We start from the raw sequence: 18,544 nt of genomic DNA on the forward strand, positions 1-18,544 counted from the left end.
GGTCAGCGCCCGAAGATGTCGCCGATGCCGGGGATGCCGAGGTCGCCGAGCTGTTCGCCCCACCCGCTCGCCGCGTCTCCGATCCCGGACACCGTCTCGCCGGCGGCTCCCATCAGGTCGCCCGCGCCGCCGGCGAGCGACTCGATGTCGACGCCCTCTGCGAGTGCGCCGAAGTCGACGCCCATGTTCGCCGCCTGCTCCAGGAGAGGCCCGGCCACGGTGCTGACCACCGCGCCACCGGCCACGACACCGAGAAGCCCGACCGCCGCGCCCCCTGCGGCGACGGCAGCGCCGCCGACGCCTGCGCCCCGCACGCGCGAGAGCAGTCCGCGCATCCTTCCCGGGTTCATGGCCTCTGTGCGGCCCGCCGCCCTGGCGAGGTCGTCGGCTGACGAGGAGCGCGGACGCTCCTCCGGTGCGAGCTCCTGCCGCATTCGAGCCTCGACGAGGGCACGCTGCTCGGGCGAAAGTCGCGCGAACGCCTCACGGTGGATCTGCTCGACACGCTGCGGATCGGCCGTCTGCAGAAGGTAGTCGTACCGGGCGATGGCCGCCCGATCAGCATCGGTCACGGACTGCGACGCGCGCGAGCCACCAGCCGCGGGCGGCGTGTACGGGTCCCCGGCTGCGGGCGGAGTGTACGGGTCACCGGCTGCGGGACCAGGCCGCGAAGTCCGCCCGGCATCCCCCTGCCCGCGCACGGCGTCGACGGCGCCGCGGAGCATCCCGCTCCAATCCGTCGACCGGGAATCGTCGTGGGAGCGCGATCCGCCGGCCGAGTGACCGTTGCGCCCTGAGGAGGCATTCTTCTCCAGTGCTTCGGAGGCCATTCCGATCAATCGGGAGAGCTTTCCCATGAGTGGTCCCTTTCGTGGTGCGGGCCACCCGGGATCCACGACGTCGGGACGACGGCAGGGTTCACTCAGCAGCCCGCGATGCGGGCGCCAAGGTCTCCTCCACCCTCACGGGCCGGCGGGCCGGAGCACGATCTCGAGCTCGTAATGACGACGTCGCCGCATTCGGGAGTACTCCCCTTGCCCGCGAGACGATACCGACCGCACCTATGCGTCGCCTCGGAACGACCCGCCACGACGACGATCGGCCCCGGCGCAGTGCGCTCGGGGCCGATCGTCGTCGTGCGGAAAGTACTACTTCGCCGCTGCTTCCGCCGTCTCGGGAGTCTTCTCCGCGACGGGCTTCTTCGCAGCCGGCTTCTTGGCGGCAGGCTTCTTCGCGGCCGGCTTCTTCTCCGCCGGAGCGGCCTTCGCCGCCGGGGCGGCCTTCGCCGGAGCATCAGCCACGGGCGCAGCGGGAGCGGCCGGGCGCGGACGGGCGGCGAACTCCTCGAAGACGTAGCGCGGGTTCTGCACCGTCTCGAGGTTCACGAGATCGCGGCCGAGCCACAGGTTGTTCCACCAACCCCACAGCACGCGCCACTTGCGCTCCCACGTCGGCATCGCGAGACCGTGGTAACCGCGGTGTGCGAGCCAGGCGATGAAGCCCTTGAGGGCGATCTTGCCGGACTGGAAGACGCCGTTGTACAGGCCGAGACCTGCGACAGCGCCGAGGTTCTTGTGGAAGTAGTCCTTGGGCTTCTCGCCCCGGAGCACGGCCACGAGGTTCTTCGCGAGGAGCTTCGCCTGGCGGACCGCGTGCTGGGCGTTCGGCACGCAGAAGCCACCGACGCCACCCCCCGAGAGGTCGGGGACAGCGGAGACATCTCCGGCCGCCCATGCACCCTCGACGAAGGCCTCGGGTGTGCCGACGCGCAGGTCGGCGCGGGTCTGGATGCGACCGCGCTCCTCGACCGGCAGATCTCCGCCGCGCACGACGGTCGGGTTGGCCATGACGCCGGCGGTCCACACGATGACGTCGGTCGGGATGACCTCACCGGTGGAGAGCTCGACGTTGCCGTCGACCGCGCTGGTGAGCTGCGTGTCGAGGTGCACGTTCGCGCCGCGCTTGGCGAGATCCTTGAGCACCCACTCGCTGGTCTGCAGCGAGACCTCGGGCATGATGCGGCCCATCGCCTCGATGAGGTGGAAGTGCGTGTCCTCGAAGCTGATCTGCGGGTACTTGCCGACGAGCGCAGACGCCAGCGAACGCAGTTCGGCGAACACCTCGATGCCGGCGAAGCCACCACCGACGACGACGACGGTCAGCAGACGGTCGCGCTCGGGACCGGCGGGAAGGGATGCGGCCTTGTCGAAGTTCGACATGACCTTGTCGCGGATGGCGACGGCCTCTTCGATCGTCTTCAGACCGATCGCGTTGTCGGCGATGCCGGGGATCGGGAAGGTACGCGACACCGCGCCGGCGGTGACGACGATCTGGTCGTACGCGAACTCGTACGGCTCTCCCAGCGGCGGCGTGATGGTCGCGACCTTCTGGGCGTGGTTGATGTTGGTCACCTTGGCGGTGAGCACGTTGGTGCGCTTGAGGTGACGACGGTGCGCGACCACCGAGTGGCGGGCCTCGATGGAGCCCGCGGCGACCTCGGGGAGGAACGGCTGGTACGTCATGTACGGCAGCGGGTCGACCATGGTCACGTCGGCTTCGCCCTTGCGCAGGTGCTTCTCGAGCTTCCACGCGGTGTAGAAACCCGCGTACCCTCCGCCGACGATCAGGATCTTGGGCACAGTGCTGTTCTGAGGCACAGAAGAACTACTCCTCGGAGTCGGGGGTGTGGCGTACGGAAATGCGCGCCGATCGGATGCGCCGGGCAGCAGCGGTGACGCCAAGCGCTATCAGGATACCAGGGACTGTGAGCGCAATGAGCGGCAGGGTACCGTAGCGCAGTGAATCCGCGCTGGGAAGCAGCGGTGAACCGGGTTCGGTGGGTGCGTCAGCTGCCGGCAGAGGCGGGACATCGACCGGTGTGACGGGCGCGGCCGTCTCCGGCGCCGTCTGCGCGCGGCGGAAGACGCGGATCCACTCGGCGAGGTCCCCCATCGGGTTCTCGCTCACCGCCGGAAGGTTCGCGGAGATCGCCGCAGCGGCGTCGACCAGCCCGTATCCGTACAGCGGATCCTGCGGCTTGACCGCATCGGGGACGGGGATGGCGGTCTTGATGATGCGGTTGATCACGTCGATCGCCTTGATCTCGGGGTGCGCCGAGCGGATCAGGGCAGCGACCCCTGCGACGATCGGGGCTGCGCCGCTCGTGCCACGCCACGGCGTGACGGTTCCGTCGGCCGAGACGCCGATGAGGCCTTCGCTGGGCGCGGAGATGCCGATCGTGATGCCCTGCGTCGAGGCCTCGATGCTGGCCGTGCCGGTCTGGTCGACGCCGCCGACCGTCAGCACCCCGGGAATGGTCGCGGGAGCACCGATGATGTTCGTGCCGCTCCCTCTGTTCCCCGCCGCGACGACCACCACGACGTCGTGCTGGAACGCGTAGAGGAACGCCTCATCCCAGCTCTCGTCCCAATCGAGCGTGTTCGTGGTGAAGGAGAGGTTGATGATGTCGGCACCGTTGTCGACGGCCCACTTCATCCCCTTCGCGACCTGCTCCGTGAACGGCACGGCCGCGGCGGCGCCGAATCCGACGGAGATCGAGAGCAGGTTCGCCTCCGGAGCGACGCCGATCATCCCGGTGCCGTCGGGAGCGCCTCGTCCGGCCGCGAGCGACGCCACCCAGGATCCGTGATTGCCGTCGACGGCCCCCAGAGGGGTGCGACCATCCGGCGTGCCGGTTCCCGATACGTCGGTTCCGCCGACCACGGCGTCGCCGAAGACGGAGGGCACCTTGGCGATACCCGTGTCGATCACGGCGATCGTCACGCCCTCGCCACGTGTGGTCTGCCAGGCTTCGCGGATACGCGCGCCGTCGAGCCAGTACTCCGAGGCCCGCACCGGGTCGGCCGGGTCGTCCGGGACCGGTGGCGGGGTGGCCGTGGCCCCGATGAGCAGCACGGACGCTGCGACCACCACGATGGCGGCAGCGCTGCGCAGCGTCCGACGCACGGTCATGCCGTGGAGGCCGCCGCGTCGCGGGTGGCAGCGCCGGGGTCTTCGCAGCGGCAGACGGCGGGCGTCCAGGAGGAACGCGCGAGCGCCGCGTCGCCGATCGGGTTCACTCCAGGACCGGCGGCCAGGGCATGCCCGGCCAGAGCATGCAGGCACTTGACACGCGTGGGCATGCCACCTGCGGAGATGCCGTCGATCTCCGGGACCTCGCCGAACTCGGCACGATCCGCCAGGTAGGCCTCGTGGGCTGCGAGATAGGCCGCAGCCACGCCCTCGTCCTCGGCGATCAGTGCGGCGAGCTCGGGCATCACCTGGGTGGCTTCCAGCGTCGACATCGCCGCCGTGGCCGCGGGGTGCGTGAGGTAATAGAACGTCGGGAACGGCGTGCCGTCGGGCAGGCGCGGCGTCGTGGCGACCACCGTCGGATTGCCGCAGACGCAACGGGCCGCGATACCCACCACGCCCCGGGCGGAACGGCCGAGCTGAGCCGATACGACGGCGAGTTCGGCGGGAGTGGGGGCGGGGAAGGGCGGCGTGCTCACCCCACCAGCGTAGGGGAGGCGGCAGGGAAGATGCTCGGAGCGGATGCTCAGCGAGTGACGGCGGCGGTGTCGCTGAGCCCGGCCGAGACGACGGTGCGCAGCAGCTGCGGCATCCAGTCCGTCGGCTTCTCGACGAGCGTGTCGCTCACCGGCTCCTGCTCCCGCGGGAGAGCAGCAGGATCGAGGTCGTTGTCGATCAGGTAGACGACCTCGCCGGGTTTCACGTAGTAGAGACGCTCGCGGGCCTGCGTCGTGATGTACGCGGGGTCGTTCCAGCGCTCGCGCTCGGCTTCGAGCGCCGCGATCTGGTCTTCGCTCACCTGCACGGAGGCCTCGAGGGCTGCGATCTTCTGGCGCTGGTCGATGAAGGTCCCGAGCGTCGGCACCAGCACCCACGCACCGAGCACCACCAGCGAGAGCATGATGACGGAGAAGGCGGAGAGGCGGATGCCGGAAGCCCATTCGCGCACATCGACGCGGGGGGCTCCGCCTCGGCTCCCCGCCGCCGCGCGCGCGGTGGAAGGCGCAGCTGCGCGGGCGGTCGACGGCGAGGTCGCGCGGGCCTTCGGCGTCGCCCTGCCCTTGCCTTTCGCCGCGGGTTTCGGCCCGTGTGCTCCCGGAGACGGCGAAGGAGGAGCCGGTCGTCGTGCCACGGCTCCTCCTTCGTCGTGCCGCATCAGCGGCGGTGTTCACCGCCCGCGGGCGGCTCTGCGTGCGTGTGCGCTCAGGCCTGGTAGCGCGGGAACGCGGAACGGCCGGCGAAGACCGCGGCGTCGCCCAGCTCCTCCTCGATGCGCAGCAGCTGGTTGTACTTCGCGACGCGCTCGCTGCGAGCGGGCGCACCGGCCTTGATCTGACCGGCGTTGGTCGCGACGACCAGGTCGGCGATCGTGGTGTCCTCGGTCTCACCCGAACGGTGCGAGAGCATCGCCGTGTAGCCCGAGCGCTGCGCGAGGCTGACCGCGTCGAACGTCTCGGTGAGCGTGCCGATCTGGTTGACCTTCACGAGCAGCGAGTTGGCGACACCGCGCTTGATGCCGTCGGCGAGACGCTGCGGGTTGGTGACGAACAGGTCGTCGCCGACCAGCTGCACCTTCGAGCCGAGCGCCTCGGTCAGGTGCTTCCAGTTGTCCCAGTCGTCCTCTGCCAGAGCATCCTCGATCGTGACGATCGGGAAGTCGTTGACGAGTCCGACGTAGTACTCGGTGAGAGCGGCGGCGTCCCAGTCCTTGTTGTCGAGGCGGTAGACGCCGTCCTTGAAGAACTCGGTCGCTGCGACGTCGAGGCCGAGCGCGATGTCGGTGCCCGGCGTGAAGCCGGCCTTCTCGATCGCCTTCACGAGGAAGTCGAGCCCCTCGCGGTTGCTGGGCAGGTCGGGGGCGAAGCCGCCCTCGTCGCCGAGGCCGGTCGCGTAGCCGGCGGCCTTCAGCTCGGCGCGCAGCACGTGGTAGGTCTCCACGCCCCAGCGCAGTGCCTCGGAGTAGGTCTCCGCGCCGATCGGGGCGAGGAAGAACTCCTGCATGTCGATGCCGTTGTCGGCGTGCTCGCCACCGTTGATGACGTTGAACAGCGGAACGGGGAGCACGTGGGCGTTCGGACCGCCCAGGTAGCGGAACAGCGGAAGGTCGGCCGAGTCGGCCGCTGCCTTCGCGACCGCGAGGCTCACGCCGAGGATGGCGTTGGCGCCGACGCGCTTCTTGTTCTCGGTGCCGTCGACCTCGATCAGGATCTCGTCGACGATGCGCTGCTCGCTGGCCTCGACGCCTTCGATCGCCGGTCCGAGCTCGTCGATGATGGCCTCGACGGCCTTGAGCACGCCCTTGCCGCCGTAGCGGCTCTTGTCGCCGTCGCGGAGCTCGTACGCCTCGAACGCGCCGGTGGATGCACCGGACGGCACGGCCGCCCGCTGCACGATGCCGTCGTCGAGGAGGACCTCCACCTCGACGGTCGGGTTTCCGCGCGAGTCGAGAATCTCGCGTGCGCCTACAGCCTCGATCAGTGCCACTGATGTGCTCCTTGCTCAGGGGGAAAACGTTGTGTGGAGCGTCGTCGATCCGCGCCCAGTCTAGCCCGGCCGTCCGACACGATCAGGGACGCGCCCGTCAGACGACGACCGCGATCGCGAAGCCGTCCCAGCCCTTCGCCCCCACGGTCTGCAGCGCGGTGGCATCGAACCGCGGGTCCTCCCCCAGCATGCGCAGACCTTCGCGTGTGCCGACGACCTTGGGGTCGTCGGAGTCGTCACGGACGATCTCGCCCTCGCGCCCGATGTTGTCGAGAACGATCACGGTGCCGGGATGACCGAGCTTCGCCGCCCAGTCGAGGTAGATCGTGTTGGACTCCTTGTCGGCGTCGATGAACACCAGGTCGAATCCGCCGACCAGGGTCGGAAGCACGTCCGCTCCCCTGCCCACCCGGATGTCAACGCGGTCTCCGACGCCCGCGGCGTCGATGCTGGCGCGTGCGACCGCCGCGTTGTCCGCCTCCGCCTCGACCGTCACGACGCGACCCTCGGAGCCGACGGCGCGGGCGAGCCAGATCGTGGAGTACCCGCCGAGGGTGCCGATCTCGAGCACCCTGCGCGCGCCACTGATCCGGGCCAGCAGATGCAGGAGCTTGCCTGCCACCGGAGCGACCTCGATCTCGGGCATGCCCGCGTCACGCTGGGCGGCGAGCGCCGACTCCAGGTCGGGGTCAGGACCGACGAGCAGGTCGGCGAGGTAGGAGTCGGCATCGGACCAGGCGGCGGGGGTGGATTCCATGGCCTCAGCCAACCCCCGCCGCTGCCCTCCGTCAAGGGCGCGGCGCGGAGAGCAGACGACCGGGTGCGTCAGCGAGCTCGGGCTGCCGTAGGAACTGTCCGGTCGACACCAGCACGACCACGACCACGGCGATCACGATCCATGCGGCGACCCCCAGGGGACCTGCAAGAGCGAGGTCCGGCTGCGCAGCGGCGAAGATCAGGATCATCCCCGCAGCCGCGTTCAACGAACCGTGTGCGATCACGGCCGGCCACACGGAGGCCGACCGCAGACGCAGCCAGCCGAGCAGGATGCCCCAGGCCACGCAGCCGCCGACCATGAACAGCACCCCGGTGATGTCGGTGCGCCCGAAGTTGTAGCCGAGCAGGATGATCGGGCTGTGCCAGAGGCCCCAGATCGCGCCGCTGAGGATCAGCGCGGGCCAGGTTCCGAGTGGGCGCAATGCCGGCAGCAGCCAGCCCCGCCAGCCGAGCTCCTCTCCGAACGCGAAGAGACTGTTGAACAATCCGCCGACGGGGATCATCGCCAGCTGCGCGAACACGATGACCTGGACGGGCGGCAGGGGTGCACCGGCGGGGACGGCCTTCTCGAGCTCGGCCGCGAAGGCGGCGAAGGTCAGGTCGAGCTGCACGAAGCCGAGGGCTGCGGACAGCAGGATGCCCAGTGCCACCAGAAGGGGCGGCACGAGCCAGCCGGCGACCATGAGCCAGATCACGCGTTTCGCGGGGCGCAGTGGCCACAGTCCGAGGAAGCGGGCGCGCTGTCCTGGTGCGGGCACGCGCATCAGGAACGTCACCACGAGCGCGGCGATCGCGGGGGTGAACATGATGATCGGCAGCAGGAAGACCGACATCGGCTCGGCGAGACCGTCGCCCAGCCACAGCGGCAGGGCCACGAGCCAGGCGAGGGCGAACGACACCGCCACGAAGACGATCACCGCGGCCCAGGGCACACGGCGCGCGTGCAGGATCCGGTCGTTCATGAGGTCGCCTTTCCGTCGTCGGTCGTGGGGGTGCCCGGTGTTCGCGAGCGGTCGACATAGGACTGCAGCAGTGCGGCAGCCTCTTCCGCACCGTCGATCGTCGCGATGAAGGGCCGTCGACCGCGGCGGGACACCTCGATCGCCGCGCCACGACGCATGACGATTCCCGTGCGGCCGTCGACGGCGATACGCCAGCCCCATCCGCCGAACTCTCCGAACGGGGAGATGTCCACGGCGCGGGCGGACTCGACCTCATCGAGAGGGATGCGAACGCGTGGCCACCCCAGCAGGGAGCGGGCGGAGAAGCCTTCGGGCGTGACCTTGATGCGGAAGGACGTGGTCGCCGCCAGCGCGAATCCCACGACGAGCGCGACCACCGCGACGACCCAGCCGCCCTCGACGCCGGTGCCGAGCATGAACGCCGCGAGCACGACGAGACCGAAGAGCACGGCGAGCAGGGAGAAGAGAGCCCCGCGCGGCATCGTGACCGTGGCGACCCACACGACGCGCTCCCCCTTCGCGATGTGGACCGCGTACCGGGGCTCGAGCGTGCGCCCCTGCTCCGCTCGCACTCGAGGCTGCACGGCCCACGCGATGGCACCGACCACCGCGAGTGCACCGAAGGCCACGGCCACGACGCCGCCGACTCCCGGCGCGTCAGCCGGGTCGGCCAGGTCGCGCTGGATCGCGAGCGAACCGAGACTCGTGACGGCGGCGAGGGCCGACATGCCGGCGGCGAGCGCACCCATCAGCCGTGCAGCACCACCCCAGTGCGCGCCGACCGCGGCGAGCGTCACGATGGCCATCAGCACGGGCAGCCCGAGGCCGACACCGATGAGGATCCAGAGGTACGTGGCCGGAGCTCCGAAGCCGTCGGCACCGTTCAGGCCCCAGTGCGTCGCGACCTCCGGCGGCAGCGTGGGCAACCACGTCAGCAGGACGACGACGGCGATCGCCGTGATGACGACCGGCAGGACCACCGCGACGAGGAAGAAGGTCAGCCGGGCGCGTCGCAGCAGCGGAGGCGGTGTGCGCGTGAGGTCGTGGGTGGTTTCGTGATCGGTCATGGCGAATCCTCCTCGGGGTTATCGATCGGGTGCATACCGGTGCCGGCGTCGCGGTGGGCGCGGACGATGCCGGCGAGCGTGTCGGCGGAGACGCCGAGCGCTGCGGCGCGACGCACCAGGTCGTCGATGTCGTGCGCCAGGTCGGCCAGGGGCGCGGCCGAGGCCGCGATGACCGCTCCCCTGCCGCGGCGGAGGTCCACCAATCCCTCGTCACGCAGCTGCTGGTAGGCGTGCAGCACGGTGTGCTGGTTGATGTCCAACGCTTCGGCGACGTCGCGCGCCGCAGGAAGGCGATCGCCGGGCGCCAGCACGCCGGCGAGGATGTCGGAGCGGACGGAAGCCGCCACCTGGTCATACAGTGCGCGAGGACTGTCGGGATCGACGCGGATCAGCATCCGGCCCTCCTCTCGTGGAATCTCTACTTATTCTATGCGAACTATAACAACTGTGACAACCCTCCAGAGGTCTTTGTCGGACTCGGTCGGGTGCTCCACACTGACCTCATGCGCATCACTCCCCGCCGTCTCGCGATCGGCATGAGCCTGTGGATCCCCAACCTCTTCAGCGGGATCCGCGTCCGTCGTTTCCGCGAGGACTGGACGCACGCGACCGTCGAGCTCCACGTCAACGTCTTCACCCGCAACTACGTCAAGACCGCGTTCGGCGGTTCCATGTCGGCGATGACCGACCCCTACTTCTTCATGCTGGTCATGCATCAGCTCGGACGTGACTACGTCGTATGGGACACCCGAGGCGAGATCGAGTTCCTCAAGCCGGGACGCGGGGTGCTGACGGCCGAGTTCGAGGTGTCGAAGGAGAAGGCCGCGGAGATCCGCGAGCGCGCGCACGGGGGCGCCAAGGTGCTCGAGTGGTTCGAGACGGTCATCACCGACCGGGAGGGCGACGTCGTGGCGAAGGTGCGCCGCGAGGTGTACATCCGGGAGAAGAAGCGGGTCACCGCCTCGCGGGGTTGAACCCGGGGCCGAGCGTCGACGACCTCGCGATCAGGGTGGGGGCGAGTCGCACGGTGTCGTGCGCGGTCGACGCCCCCGACACCAGACCGAGGACGAGTTCGAGGGCCGTGCGTCCGCTCTCCTCGAACGGCTGGCGGACGGTCGTGAGGTCGAGCGCATCGGCGACCTCGCCGTCGTCATAGCCGACGACCGCGAGCGGCGGGGTGTCGACGTCGGAGCGCAGGGCGGACAGCACGCCGGCGGCGAACTGGTCGTGATTCGCGACGATCGCCGTCGCTCCTGCGGCTCGGGCTGCGGCGATCACGCGATTGTCGACCGAGGACGGATCCGCCACGGCCAGGTCCGCCACCCCCAGGTGCTGCGTCAGCCCCTCGATGCGGAGCATCCCGGCCGACACGTACGCCGGCGAGCGCTGCGGTTCGTGCACGAAGAGCACACGGCGATGCCCGAGCCCGGCGAGGTGGCGGCCGATCTGCGCACCGCCGTCGCGGTCGTCGACGAGGACGACCGGCCCGCCCACGTCGGACCGCGTCGGCACCACGTCGACATAGACGACAGGGATGCGTGCCGCCTTGCTCGCCCGCCGCGCTGCTCCCCCGAGCGGAACCCCCATCACCACGAGACCGGTGGCGTCCGTGCGCGTGGGCAAGACGTCGAGCAGCGGCTCATCCGCGGCCGCGGCGGAATCGAGGTCATAGGGGATGATGTCCACCGCCGCGTCCCTGGCCCGCCGGAGCATCCCCGACAGCCGCCGCAAGTACGACGGGTAGGTCGTGAACGGTGCGGCCACCGCGATGCGGGCAGCCCCGACACGGCGGCCCTGCGTCATCCGATAACCGAGCGCAGTGGCCGCCGCGACGATGCGCTCACGGGTCTCCGGTCGCACCCGGTGCGGTGCGCTCACCGCCAGCGAGACGGTGGAGATGCTCACCCCGGCGCGCTCCGCGACGTCGTAGATGGTGACCCTGCCCGGTCGTGCGCGCATCGCTCGACTTCTCTCTTCATCGAAGTTCTTCGATTGCCCAGACTAGGTCGGAACTCGTCGCGCGGGAACCCGCCGAGACGCGAACCCATCGAAGGAGATGCCCGATGCCGACAGCACGGTCCCGATTCCGACGCCCCGCGCTCGACAGCGCGGTGGCGGCGTGGGAGGAACGCGTCGCGCCGCTGCTCGCCCCGGAGCCCGCAGACCCCGCCGGCCGCCGCCGGGCCGCGGCTCAGAACGACGAGGCCGTGAGCGCCGCGCTGGGGATCACCCCGCTGCCGACCGCCACCGAGGATCACATCGTCCCGGTCGACGGGCACCCCGACGTGCGCGTGCGCGTCTACTGGCCCGGCGAGGAGCGCACACCGCCCGGATCGGGGCTCCCCGCGCTCGTGTACTTCTACGGCGGCGGGTTCACCATCGCGGGCATCGACTGGGTCTCCTGGGATGCACGCTTCCGGGTCAGAGCACGGGACGCCGGCATCGTGATCGTCGCCGCCGACTACGCCCATGCGCCGGAGGAGCGCTTCCCCACGCAGCCGGAGCAGTGCTGGTCGGCGTTCGAATGGACCCACGCGCACGCGCAGGAGCTGGGCGTCTCTTCGGAGCGCATCGCCGTGGGCGGCGCATCATCGGGAGGTGACCTCGCCGCGGCCGTGACGCTCATGAACCGCGATCGCTCCGCGCATCCGATCGCTCTGCAGCTGCTGGAGAATCCCGCCCTCGACCTGACGATGGGACATGCCGACATGAGCGGCATCGATGCGCGCATGCCTGGCGTCATCGTGCGCGCGGTCGGTCGCACGCTCGTGCGCCAGTACATCGGCGACGACGCCGCAGCGGCACGTCGACCGTACGCGTCCCCGCTGCGGGCCGCCTCTCACGAGGGCCTGCCGCCGGCGCTGATCCTCACCTCGGAGCTCGACCCTCTGCGCGGTGACGGGGAGGCCTATGCGCGCGCACTCTCCGCGGCCGGCGTGCCGGTGACGGCGATGCGCTTCATCGGCCAGACCCACGGCTCGCTGGGCTCGACCGGATTCGTGCCCTCCGCCGATGTCGCACACCGCCTCGTCGTCTCCGAGCTGCGCACGCTCCACCGAGGAGCGACCGCATGAGCACTCCCGAGTACCGCGAACCGCCGTTGGGCCCGGAGGTCCGCGAATGGATACAGCGCATCCGCGACCTCTCCACGACGCTCCCCGACCTCGAGTCGTCCGAGACGGGGGTACGTCGCCGGGCGCAGCGTGAACTGAGCGACCGCCTCGCCGTCGAGTTCACAGCCCCCGTTCCCTCCGGGGTGGAGATCGACGATCTCGTGCTCTCGGGCGGAGCGGGACCGCTGCGCGCGCGGCGTTTCCGCCCGGCGTCGGAGATCGGGGCGATGCCGACGATGCTGTGGCTGCACGGCGGCGGGTGGACCGGCGGCACGATCGACGAGCTCCTCAACGACCGCCTGTGCGCGGATCGTGCGCTGCGGTCGGGAGTGCAGATCGTCGCGCTCGAGTACCGTCTGGCGCCCGAGCATCCGTTCCCCGCCCCCGTCGACGACGCCGTCGCCGCTCTCGCCGACCTCCGCGAGCGCGCCGCCGAACTCGACGTCGATGCCGACCGACTCGGGGTCGGAGGCAACTCCGCGGGGGCGACGATCGCGGCGACCACCGCTCTGCGCCTGCGCGACGCCGGAGAGCCGCTGCATCACCAGGCACTCGAAGTGCTGCCCGCGGCACTGCGGCTGTTCGGCGACTCGATGCACCGCCGCCTTCGGCCCGCCGAGCGCGCGGGCATCGAGCATCTCGCCGGGCTCTATCGCGCGGGAGCACCACTCGCCGAGGCCTCACCACTGGATGCGCCGGATCACCGCGGGCTCGCGCCCGCACTCATCCTCGCCGCCGAGTACGACCCGCTCCGCGACGGTGCCCTCGCGTACGCCGACTGCCTGCGCGAAGCCGGTGTCCCCGTCGTGCTGCACGTCGGACTCGGGCACGACCATGCGTCGCCCGGGCTCACCGGCCGCTGGGAGGGCGCCCGCGAATGGCGCGATGCCTTCGTCGAAGAGCTCGCCGATGCCTACCGCGCCGGATCCCACCCGATGCCCCGACCGCCGCATGGAGCCGTGACCACCACCGGCACCCGGCCATGAGCAGTTCCCACCCCGACCGAGACCAGGAGACGAAGATGTCCACCCACGCCGTCGATCCCGTTTTCCCCGCAGAGCCCGCGCCCCCGCTCACCGCCGACGCGATCCCCGGCCAGCGCCAGACGCGCCTGTTCTGGATCACCTTCGTGCTCGCGTGGTTCGGCTCCGGCATCGCCCAGGGTGTCGCCGGTGTCGCGATCCCCCAGCTGCTCAAGGAATGGGACCCCGACCAGGCGACGGGCAACCTCAGCATCATCCTCACCCTCGGCGGCGCTGCCATCCTCATCACGACGCCGATCTTCGGTCGGCTCAGCGACCGTTCGATGTCGAGGCTCGGCATCCGCCGCCCCTGGATCCTCTCCGGCGCGCTGATCGCCCTGATCGGCTACGTGATCCAGGCGACCGCGCCGAACCTCCTCGTGCTCGGCGTCGGCACGATCCTGGTGCTCGTCGGATGGGGTGCCGTGTCGATGACGGTCCACACCCTGTTCGCGGATCAGATCCGCCGCAGCATCCGCGCGATCATGTCCGCCGTCACCGGCGCAGCCACCGCCATCGGCATCCTCGGCGGAGTCTCCCTCGCGGGCATCGTCGCGCCCCTGGGCCAGGTCGGCATGTTCCTGATCCCCGGCGGCCTCTCCGTGGTCCTCGCGCTCACGCTGTTCTTCACGCTGAAGGACATCCGGCGGCTGCTGCCCGCCGAGCCGCTCGACTGGAGCGGGGTGCTCGCCACGTTCTGGCTGAGTCCGCGTCGCTACCCGGACTTCGCGTGGGCCTGGGTGTGCCGCTTCTTCATGACCGCGTCGATCGTCTCGGTCACGAGCTATCTCTACCTCACGATCTCCGGTCGCTTCGGCATCGACGACCCGACCGAGATCGCGGCCGTGCAGACCCAGGCCACGGCGGCCTTCACACTGATGAACCTGGTCATGGCGTTCGTGTTCGGCGTGATCTCCGATCGCACGGGTCGCCGCAAGCCGAGCGTCATCATCGGCGCCCTCGCGAGCGCCGGAGGTCTCATCCTCGCGATCTCCTTCGGCGACATCGCCTTCTTCCTCGTCGGCATCGCGATCGTCGGGGCGGGCCAGGGCGCCTACATCGCCGCCGACGTCGCGCTGATGACGGAGTGCCTCCCCTCGGTCGAAGACGCCGGCAAGGACCTCGGCATCGTGGCTCTCGCCTACCTGCTGCCCGGCATCCTCGTCCCCGTTTTCGGATTCTTCGCGACCCGCATAGGCTCGCCGACAGGTGAGAACTTCGCGGCCCTCTACATCGGCGCGGTCGTGATGGCCGTGATCGCCGCGTTCGCGGTCACCAGAGTGAAGGGCGTGCGATGACCGATGCTCCCCGCCTTGGCGGTGCCGCGCGGCGCGAGTACCGGCGCCTCGCCCGCGCCGACGACATGCCGGCGAAGACACACCCGGACGTCGCCCGGACCGCCGGCATCCGGGTCACGGCAGACGACGGCACCGCACTCCTCACCGATCACTGGCACGCGGAAGGATCCGGTGGGGACACGATCCTGATCCGCACGCCGTACGGCCGCGACGGGATCGCCGGCGTCGCGCTCTTCCTGGCCGAGCGAGGGCACCATGTGGTCGTGCAGAGCTGCCGCGGCACGTTCGGCTCTGGCGGGACCTTCGATCCGCTGCACGACGAGGTCGCCGATGGACAGGCGACGATGCGGTGGCTGCGCATGCAGCCGTGGGCGACCGGACGCGTCCACTCGTGGGGCGGAAGCTACTTCGGGGTGACGCAGTGGGCGTACTGCGACGGCGACGACCGCCCCGACGCCCTCGGCATCGCGATCTCCGCGCGGCGCTTCGACGATGCCATCCTCTACCCGGGCGGCGGATTCTCGATCGACACCCCGCTCACGTGGGCATACGCCCTCGACATCCAGGAGCGGTCGCTGCCATCGAAGGCCTGGGCGCTGCTGCGTGCCCGGCGCGGATTCCGTCGCGGTGCGCTCGCCGTCCCGCCGGCGGATGCCGTACGTGTGGCCCGAGGCGCCGATCCGCAGTTCTACCGCGACTGGGTCGAGCACAGCGATCAGGGCGACCCCTGGTGGGAGCCGATGCACTTCGCACAGGACGTCGACTCCATCCCGCCCGTCACGCTCGTCGCCGGCTGGCAGGATCTGTTCCTCGTGGGCCAGCTCGACGACTACGCGGCCCTCCGCGATGCGGGTCGTCCGGTTCGCCTCATCGTCGGCGACTGGGTGCACGGGGCACCCGACATCACCGTCATCGGCGTCCGCGAGGTGCTGCGCTCGTTCACCGGAACGGCGCAGACCGAGGGCGTGCGCATCGACGTGACAGGTGGTGGCGGCTGGCGGGACCTGGAGAACTGGCCCCCGCCGCATACGGCCGTGGAGCTGGAACTCACCCGCGATGGGCGCCTCGACGCCGCGGGCGTCGCGCACCCCGCCGCCGACCTCACGTATCGCTACGATCCGGCGGACCCGACCCCGGATGCGGGTGGCAGGACCCTCAATCCGTTCTCCGCCGGGCGGCGCCCCCAACGCACCCGCGAACACCGGGCCGACGTGCTCGTCTTCACGGGAGGCCCGCTTCCCGACGACCTCCTCGTCATGGGCTCACCCGCGATCACGCTGTCCTTCGCATCGTCCAACCCGCGTGCCGACCTGTTCGTCCGTCTGTGCGAAGTGGATGCGCGAGGTGTCTCGCGGGCCCTCACCGACGGGTACCGGCGCCTTCGGCCGGAAAAGGAGCACACGGAGGGGGTGCACACGGACGAGGTGCACACGGACGAGGCCGGTCGGATCCGTCTCGACCTCGCGCCCCTCGCCCACCGGTTCGCGGCGGGATCACGCCTGCGCGTGCAGGTGTCGTCGGGCGCGCACCCGCTGCACCTGCGCAACCCCGGAACCGAGGACCCGGTACGCGACCACTCGCGGCTCGTCCCGAGCGATCAGACCGTCCGCGTGGGCGGCACGGCGCCGGCTACCCTCACGCTGCCCGCACTGGCCGTCGTGCCGTCACGCTCGGACGCCTCTTCACCCGCCGTTCACCGGCGCGTGACACGATGACGGGATGCCCCTCGCCCGTCGCCTGACCCTCGGAGACGCGGTCGCCATCGGCCTCGGCTCGATGATCGGCGCCGGCGTCTTCGCCGTGTGGGCTCCCGCGATCGGCGTCGCGGGCAGCGGCGTCCTCATCGCCCTCGCGATCGCCGCGGTCGTCGCGTACGCCAATGCCACCTCATCGGCGCAGCTCGCCGCTGCCCACCCGGTGGCCGGTGGCACCTATGCGTACGCCCGCGCGGAGATCGGCTCCTGGTGGGGGTTCATCGCGGGGTGGAGTTTCGTGATCGGCAAGATCGCGAGCTGCGCGGCGATGGCCATGACGTTCGCCGCCTACGCGGCACCGGCCGGCTGGCAGTTGCCCGTCGCGGTCGCCGCTGTCGTGCTGCTCGCCGTCGTGAACTGCTTCGGCGTGACCCGCACCGCCCTGGTCACCCGCATCCTCGTGGTGTGCTCCCTGCTCGGTCTCGCGATGGTCGTCGTCTTCGGGTTCGCCAGCGCTCCGGCGGCGAACCCGACACCCCTGCCCGATGCCACGGCCTACGGAGTGCTCCAGGGCGCCGGCCTGCTGTTCTTCGCGTTCGCCGGATACGCCCGGATCGCGACCATGGGTGAGGAGGTCGTCGATCCCGGGCGCACGATCCCTCGTGCCATCGTGCTGGCGCTGGGGGGCACGGTCGTCGTGTACGCGCTGGTGGGACTCGCCGTCGTCCTGGTGCTCGGCGCCGGTGCCATAGGTTCGACGGCTCCCCTGGTCGATCTGCTCGCCGCCGCCGGCGCTTCGACGTGGGCACCGGTCGTCCGTGTGGCAGCGGCTGCCGCCTCACTCGGCGCTCTGCTGGCGCTGCTGACGGGAATCGGTCGCACGACCCTCGCCATGGCTCGCGAGGGTGACGTCCCTCGGTTCCTCGCCGCCATCGACCGTCGGCATCAGGTGCCGCAGCGCGCGGAGATCGCCATCGCCGCGATCGTGGTCGCCATCGTGCTGATCGCCGATCTGCGCGGCGCCATCGGATTCTCCTCCTTCGGCGTGTTGCTCTATTACCTCATCGCGAACGCCGCCGCTTTCCGGCAGATCGGACCCGCCCGCCGCTACCCGCGTGCGCTGCAGATCGTCGGCGCTCTCGGCTGCGTGGTGCTGGTCGCCACGCTGCCCGTGCTGGCCTCCCTCGTGGGCACCGTCGTGGTGCTCGTCGGCGTCGGATATCGGATGCTGCGGTTGAGACTCGCACGGGTCTGATACGCGCACGGATCGGATCTCAGCTGGTCGCCTCGGAGCGGTAAGCACGCGGTGGGATGCCGAGGACCGCCTGGAAGTCGCGCGTGAGATGCGCGTGATCCGCGTAGCCGAGCTCGGCGGCGATCGAAGCCAGGTCAGTCTCTGGACTCTCCCGCACCCGCTCCGCCGCCTCCTGCAAGCGCCGACGGCGGATCACGGCGGCCGGCGGGAGGCCGACATGGCGATGGGTCATACGCTGCAGAGTCCGCACCGAGACGGCCAGCCGCGTCGCAGCCTCCTCGGGAGTGAGCGCCGCCCCGTCGCCCCACAGCGCGTCCATGGCGGCGTTGGCCTGGTGGGCGGAGTGCTCCACCGGTGCGGCCCGCTCCTCGAGCCAGTCGGCGAAGATCGCCACCGCCTTCTCGCGGTGGCCCTCGCCAGAGGCCATCGCTGCCGAGACGGCGCCGCGGAGGTCGGCGATCCCCTCCACGACATCATCCAGGCCCCGCTCGCCGTCGACGAGAGACGCCGGATCGTCGATCAGGGCGGCGACGGCCGCCGGACGCAGCAGTGCCCCGACGGCCCAGCCGCTCCCCCGCAGATCGCGGTGCGACGCCCGCGTCGTCGCTCCGGCGAGCGTGACGGTGTTCGCATCGACGACCAGGTTCAGCGCCGGATACGCCACGATCTCCTGCCGCGACGAGCGCCCCGGCTCGATGTCCCACTCCGGGATCCAGAACCACTCCACCAGTTCCGCGGCTGCTGGCGGCGGTGGCAGCCGGTGGAACTGCGGAAGGCGAGCGGGGTAGAGCACCCCGCGGGTCGGGTTCACCATCGGCCCAGCGTAGGCCCCGACGCCGA

Annotated in this window: 18 protein-coding genes; 6 read left to right on the plus strand and 12 right to left on the minus strand. The window is 70.6% G+C overall.

Annotated elements, in window-relative coordinates:
- Positions 1-2: 2 nt before the first annotated feature.
- The 10 genes from AB4070_RS05615 to AB4070_RS05660 form a co-directional block, all read right to left on the minus strand.
- The gene (locus AB4070_RS05615; protein WP_441979249.1) at positions 3-857 is read right to left on the minus strand and encodes a cation-transporting ATPase; all 855 of its coding nucleotides are present in this window, start codon (positions 855-857) and stop codon (positions 3-5) included.
- 291 nt (positions 858-1,148) lie between these two features.
- Entirely contained in the window at positions 1,149-2,639 is a 1,491-nt protein-coding gene (locus AB4070_RS05620; protein ID WP_441980548.1) for an NAD(P)/FAD-dependent oxidoreductase, read from the minus strand.
- Positions 2,640-2,664: 25 nt separating this feature from the next.
- A complete protein-coding gene (locus AB4070_RS05625; RefSeq protein ID WP_441979250.1) occupies positions 2,665-3,972 on the minus strand; it encodes a S8 family serine peptidase in 1,308 nt (435 codons plus the stop codon).
- Positions 3,969-4,511, minus strand: coding sequence for a DUF501 domain-containing protein (locus tag AB4070_RS05630; protein ID WP_441979251.1), 543 nt, complete (start codon positions 4,509-4,511; stop codon positions 3,969-3,971). Before AB4070_RS05630 ends, AB4070_RS05625 begins: the two co-directional genes overlap by 4 nt.
- A gap of 47 nt (positions 4,512-4,558) precedes the next feature.
- Positions 4,559-5,164 carry an FtsB family cell division protein gene (locus tag AB4070_RS05635; protein WP_441979252.1) on the minus strand — a complete coding sequence of 202 codons (606 nt, stop codon included), beginning with the start codon at positions 5,162-5,164 and terminating at the stop codon, positions 4,559-4,561.
- Positions 5,165-5,235: 71 nt separating this feature from the next.
- Positions 5,236-6,516, minus strand: a complete 1,281-nt coding sequence (gene eno / locus AB4070_RS05640; RefSeq protein ID WP_046749639.1) for a phosphopyruvate hydratase — start codon at positions 6,514-6,516, stop codon at positions 5,236-5,238.
- Positions 6,517-6,613: 97 nt separating this feature from the next.
- Positions 6,614-7,273, minus strand: coding sequence for an O-methyltransferase (locus AB4070_RS05645; RefSeq protein WP_046749640.1), 660 nt, complete (start codon positions 7,271-7,273; stop codon positions 6,614-6,616).
- Between the two features lie 31 nt (positions 7,274-7,304).
- On the minus strand, positions 7,305-8,255 hold the full coding sequence (locus AB4070_RS05650; protein WP_441979253.1) for a CPBP family intramembrane glutamic endopeptidase: 951 nt from the start codon (positions 8,253-8,255) through the stop codon (positions 7,305-7,307).
- Positions 8,252-9,322 carry a DUF1648 domain-containing protein gene (locus AB4070_RS05655; RefSeq protein WP_441979254.1) on the minus strand — a complete coding sequence of 357 codons (1,071 nt, stop codon included), beginning with the start codon at positions 9,320-9,322 and terminating at the stop codon, positions 8,252-8,254. The genes AB4070_RS05650 and AB4070_RS05655 overlap by 4 nt, the downstream gene beginning before the upstream one ends.
- Positions 9,319-9,717, minus strand: a complete 399-nt coding sequence (locus AB4070_RS05660) for a GntR family transcriptional regulator (protein WP_441979255.1) — start codon at positions 9,715-9,717, stop codon at positions 9,319-9,321. Before AB4070_RS05660 ends, AB4070_RS05655 begins: the two co-directional genes overlap by 4 nt.
- A gap of 108 nt (positions 9,718-9,825) precedes the next feature.
- Between AB4070_RS05660 and AB4070_RS05665 the strand changes: the two genes are divergently transcribed.
- Positions 9,826-10,296 carry a PaaI family thioesterase gene (locus AB4070_RS05665; RefSeq protein ID WP_046749849.1) on the plus strand — a complete coding sequence of 157 codons (471 nt, stop codon included), beginning with the start codon at positions 9,826-9,828 and terminating at the stop codon, positions 10,294-10,296.
- On the opposite strand, the gene AB4070_RS05670 is transcribed toward AB4070_RS05665, so the two are convergent.
- The gene (locus tag AB4070_RS05670) at positions 10,277-11,281 is read right to left on the minus strand and encodes a LacI family DNA-binding transcriptional regulator (RefSeq protein WP_441979256.1); all 1,005 of its coding nucleotides are present in this window, start codon (positions 11,279-11,281) and stop codon (positions 10,277-10,279) included. The genes AB4070_RS05665 and AB4070_RS05670 overlap by 20 nt on opposite strands.
- A 104-nt stretch (positions 11,282-11,385) precedes the next feature.
- Between AB4070_RS05670 and AB4070_RS05675 the strand changes: the two genes are divergently transcribed.
- The 5 genes from AB4070_RS05675 to AB4070_RS05695 are packed head-to-tail and all read left to right on the plus strand — an operon-like array spanning position 11,386 to position 17,704.
- Positions 11,386-12,396, plus strand: a complete 1,011-nt coding sequence (locus AB4070_RS05675) for an alpha/beta hydrolase (protein WP_441979257.1) — start codon at positions 11,386-11,388, stop codon at positions 12,394-12,396.
- A complete protein-coding gene (locus AB4070_RS05680; protein ID WP_441979258.1) occupies positions 12,393-13,421 on the plus strand; it encodes an alpha/beta hydrolase in 1,029 nt (342 codons plus the stop codon). The genes AB4070_RS05675 and AB4070_RS05680 overlap by 4 nt, the downstream gene beginning before the upstream one ends.
- A 35-nt stretch (positions 13,422-13,456) precedes the next feature.
- The gene (locus AB4070_RS05685; protein WP_441979259.1) at positions 13,457-14,755 is read left to right on the plus strand and encodes an MFS transporter; all 1,299 of its coding nucleotides are present in this window, start codon (positions 13,457-13,459) and stop codon (positions 14,753-14,755) included.
- The gene (locus AB4070_RS05690; protein ID WP_441979260.1) at positions 14,752-16,470 is read left to right on the plus strand and encodes a CocE/NonD family hydrolase; all 1,719 of its coding nucleotides are present in this window, start codon (positions 14,752-14,754) and stop codon (positions 16,468-16,470) included. The genes AB4070_RS05685 and AB4070_RS05690 overlap by 4 nt, the downstream gene beginning before the upstream one ends.
- 4 nt (positions 16,471-16,474) lie before the next feature.
- Positions 16,475-17,704 (plus strand): APC family permease, encoded by a 1,230-nt coding sequence (locus tag AB4070_RS05695; protein WP_441979261.1) that lies wholly within the window; start codon positions 16,475-16,477, stop codon positions 17,702-17,704.
- A 19-nt stretch (positions 17,705-17,723) separates the two neighbouring features.
- Here the strand turns inward: AB4070_RS05695 and AB4070_RS05700 are convergent, their stop codons facing one another.
- Positions 17,724-18,518: a helix-turn-helix domain-containing protein gene (locus AB4070_RS05700; protein ID WP_441979262.1), complete on the minus strand. Its 795-nt coding sequence runs from the start codon at positions 18,516-18,518 to the stop codon at positions 17,724-17,726.
- Positions 18,519-18,544: the final 26 nt, after the last annotated feature.

It is taken from the genome of Microbacterium sp. 2RAF4 (genome assembly GCF_052115285.1).
Taxonomy (GTDB): domain Bacteria; phylum Actinomycetota; class Actinomycetes; order Actinomycetales; family Microbacteriaceae; genus Microbacterium; species Microbacterium oxydans.

Coding starts and splice junctions, on each gene's coding strand:
- AB4070_RS05665 (WP_046749849.1), top strand. CDS start 9,826: ATGCGCATCACTCCCCGCCGTCTCGCGATCGGCATGAGCCTGTGGATC.
- AB4070_RS05645 (WP_046749640.1), bottom strand. CDS start 7,273: ATGGAATCCACCCCCGCCGCCTGGTCCGATGCCGACTCCTACCTCGCC.
- AB4070_RS05680 (WP_441979258.1), top strand. CDS start 12,393: ATGAGCACTCCCGAGTACCGCGAACCGCCGTTGGGCCCGGAGGTCCGC.
- AB4070_RS05685 (WP_441979259.1), top strand. CDS start 13,457: ATGTCCACCCACGCCGTCGATCCCGTTTTCCCCGCAGAGCCCGCGCCC.
- AB4070_RS05615 (WP_441979249.1), bottom strand. CDS start 857: ATGGGAAAGCTCTCCCGATTGATCGGAATGGCCTCCGAAGCACTGGAG.
- AB4070_RS05690 (WP_441979260.1), top strand. CDS start 14,752: ATGACCGATGCTCCCCGCCTTGGCGGTGCCGCGCGGCGCGAGTACCGG.
- AB4070_RS05700 (WP_441979262.1), bottom strand. CDS start 18,518: ATGGTGAACCCGACCCGCGGGGTGCTCTACCCCGCTCGCCTTCCGCAG.
- AB4070_RS05660 (WP_441979255.1), bottom strand. CDS start 9,717: ATGCTGATCCGCGTCGATCCCGACAGTCCTCGCGCACTGTATGACCAG.
- AB4070_RS05670 (WP_441979256.1), bottom strand. CDS start 11,281: ATGCGCGCACGACCGGGCAGGGTCACCATCTACGACGTCGCGGAGCGC.
- AB4070_RS05655 (WP_441979254.1), bottom strand. CDS start 9,322: ATGACCGATCACGAAACCACCCACGACCTCACGCGCACACCGCCTCCG.
- AB4070_RS05650 (WP_441979253.1), bottom strand. CDS start 8,255: ATGAACGACCGGATCCTGCACGCGCGCCGTGTGCCCTGGGCCGCGGTG.
- AB4070_RS05625 (WP_441979250.1), bottom strand. CDS start 3,972: ATGACCGTGCGTCGGACGCTGCGCAGCGCTGCCGCCATCGTGGTGGTC.
- AB4070_RS05675 (WP_441979257.1), top strand. CDS start 11,386: ATGCCGACAGCACGGTCCCGATTCCGACGCCCCGCGCTCGACAGCGCG.
- AB4070_RS05695 (WP_441979261.1), top strand. CDS start 16,475: ATGCCCCTCGCCCGTCGCCTGACCCTCGGAGACGCGGTCGCCATCGGC.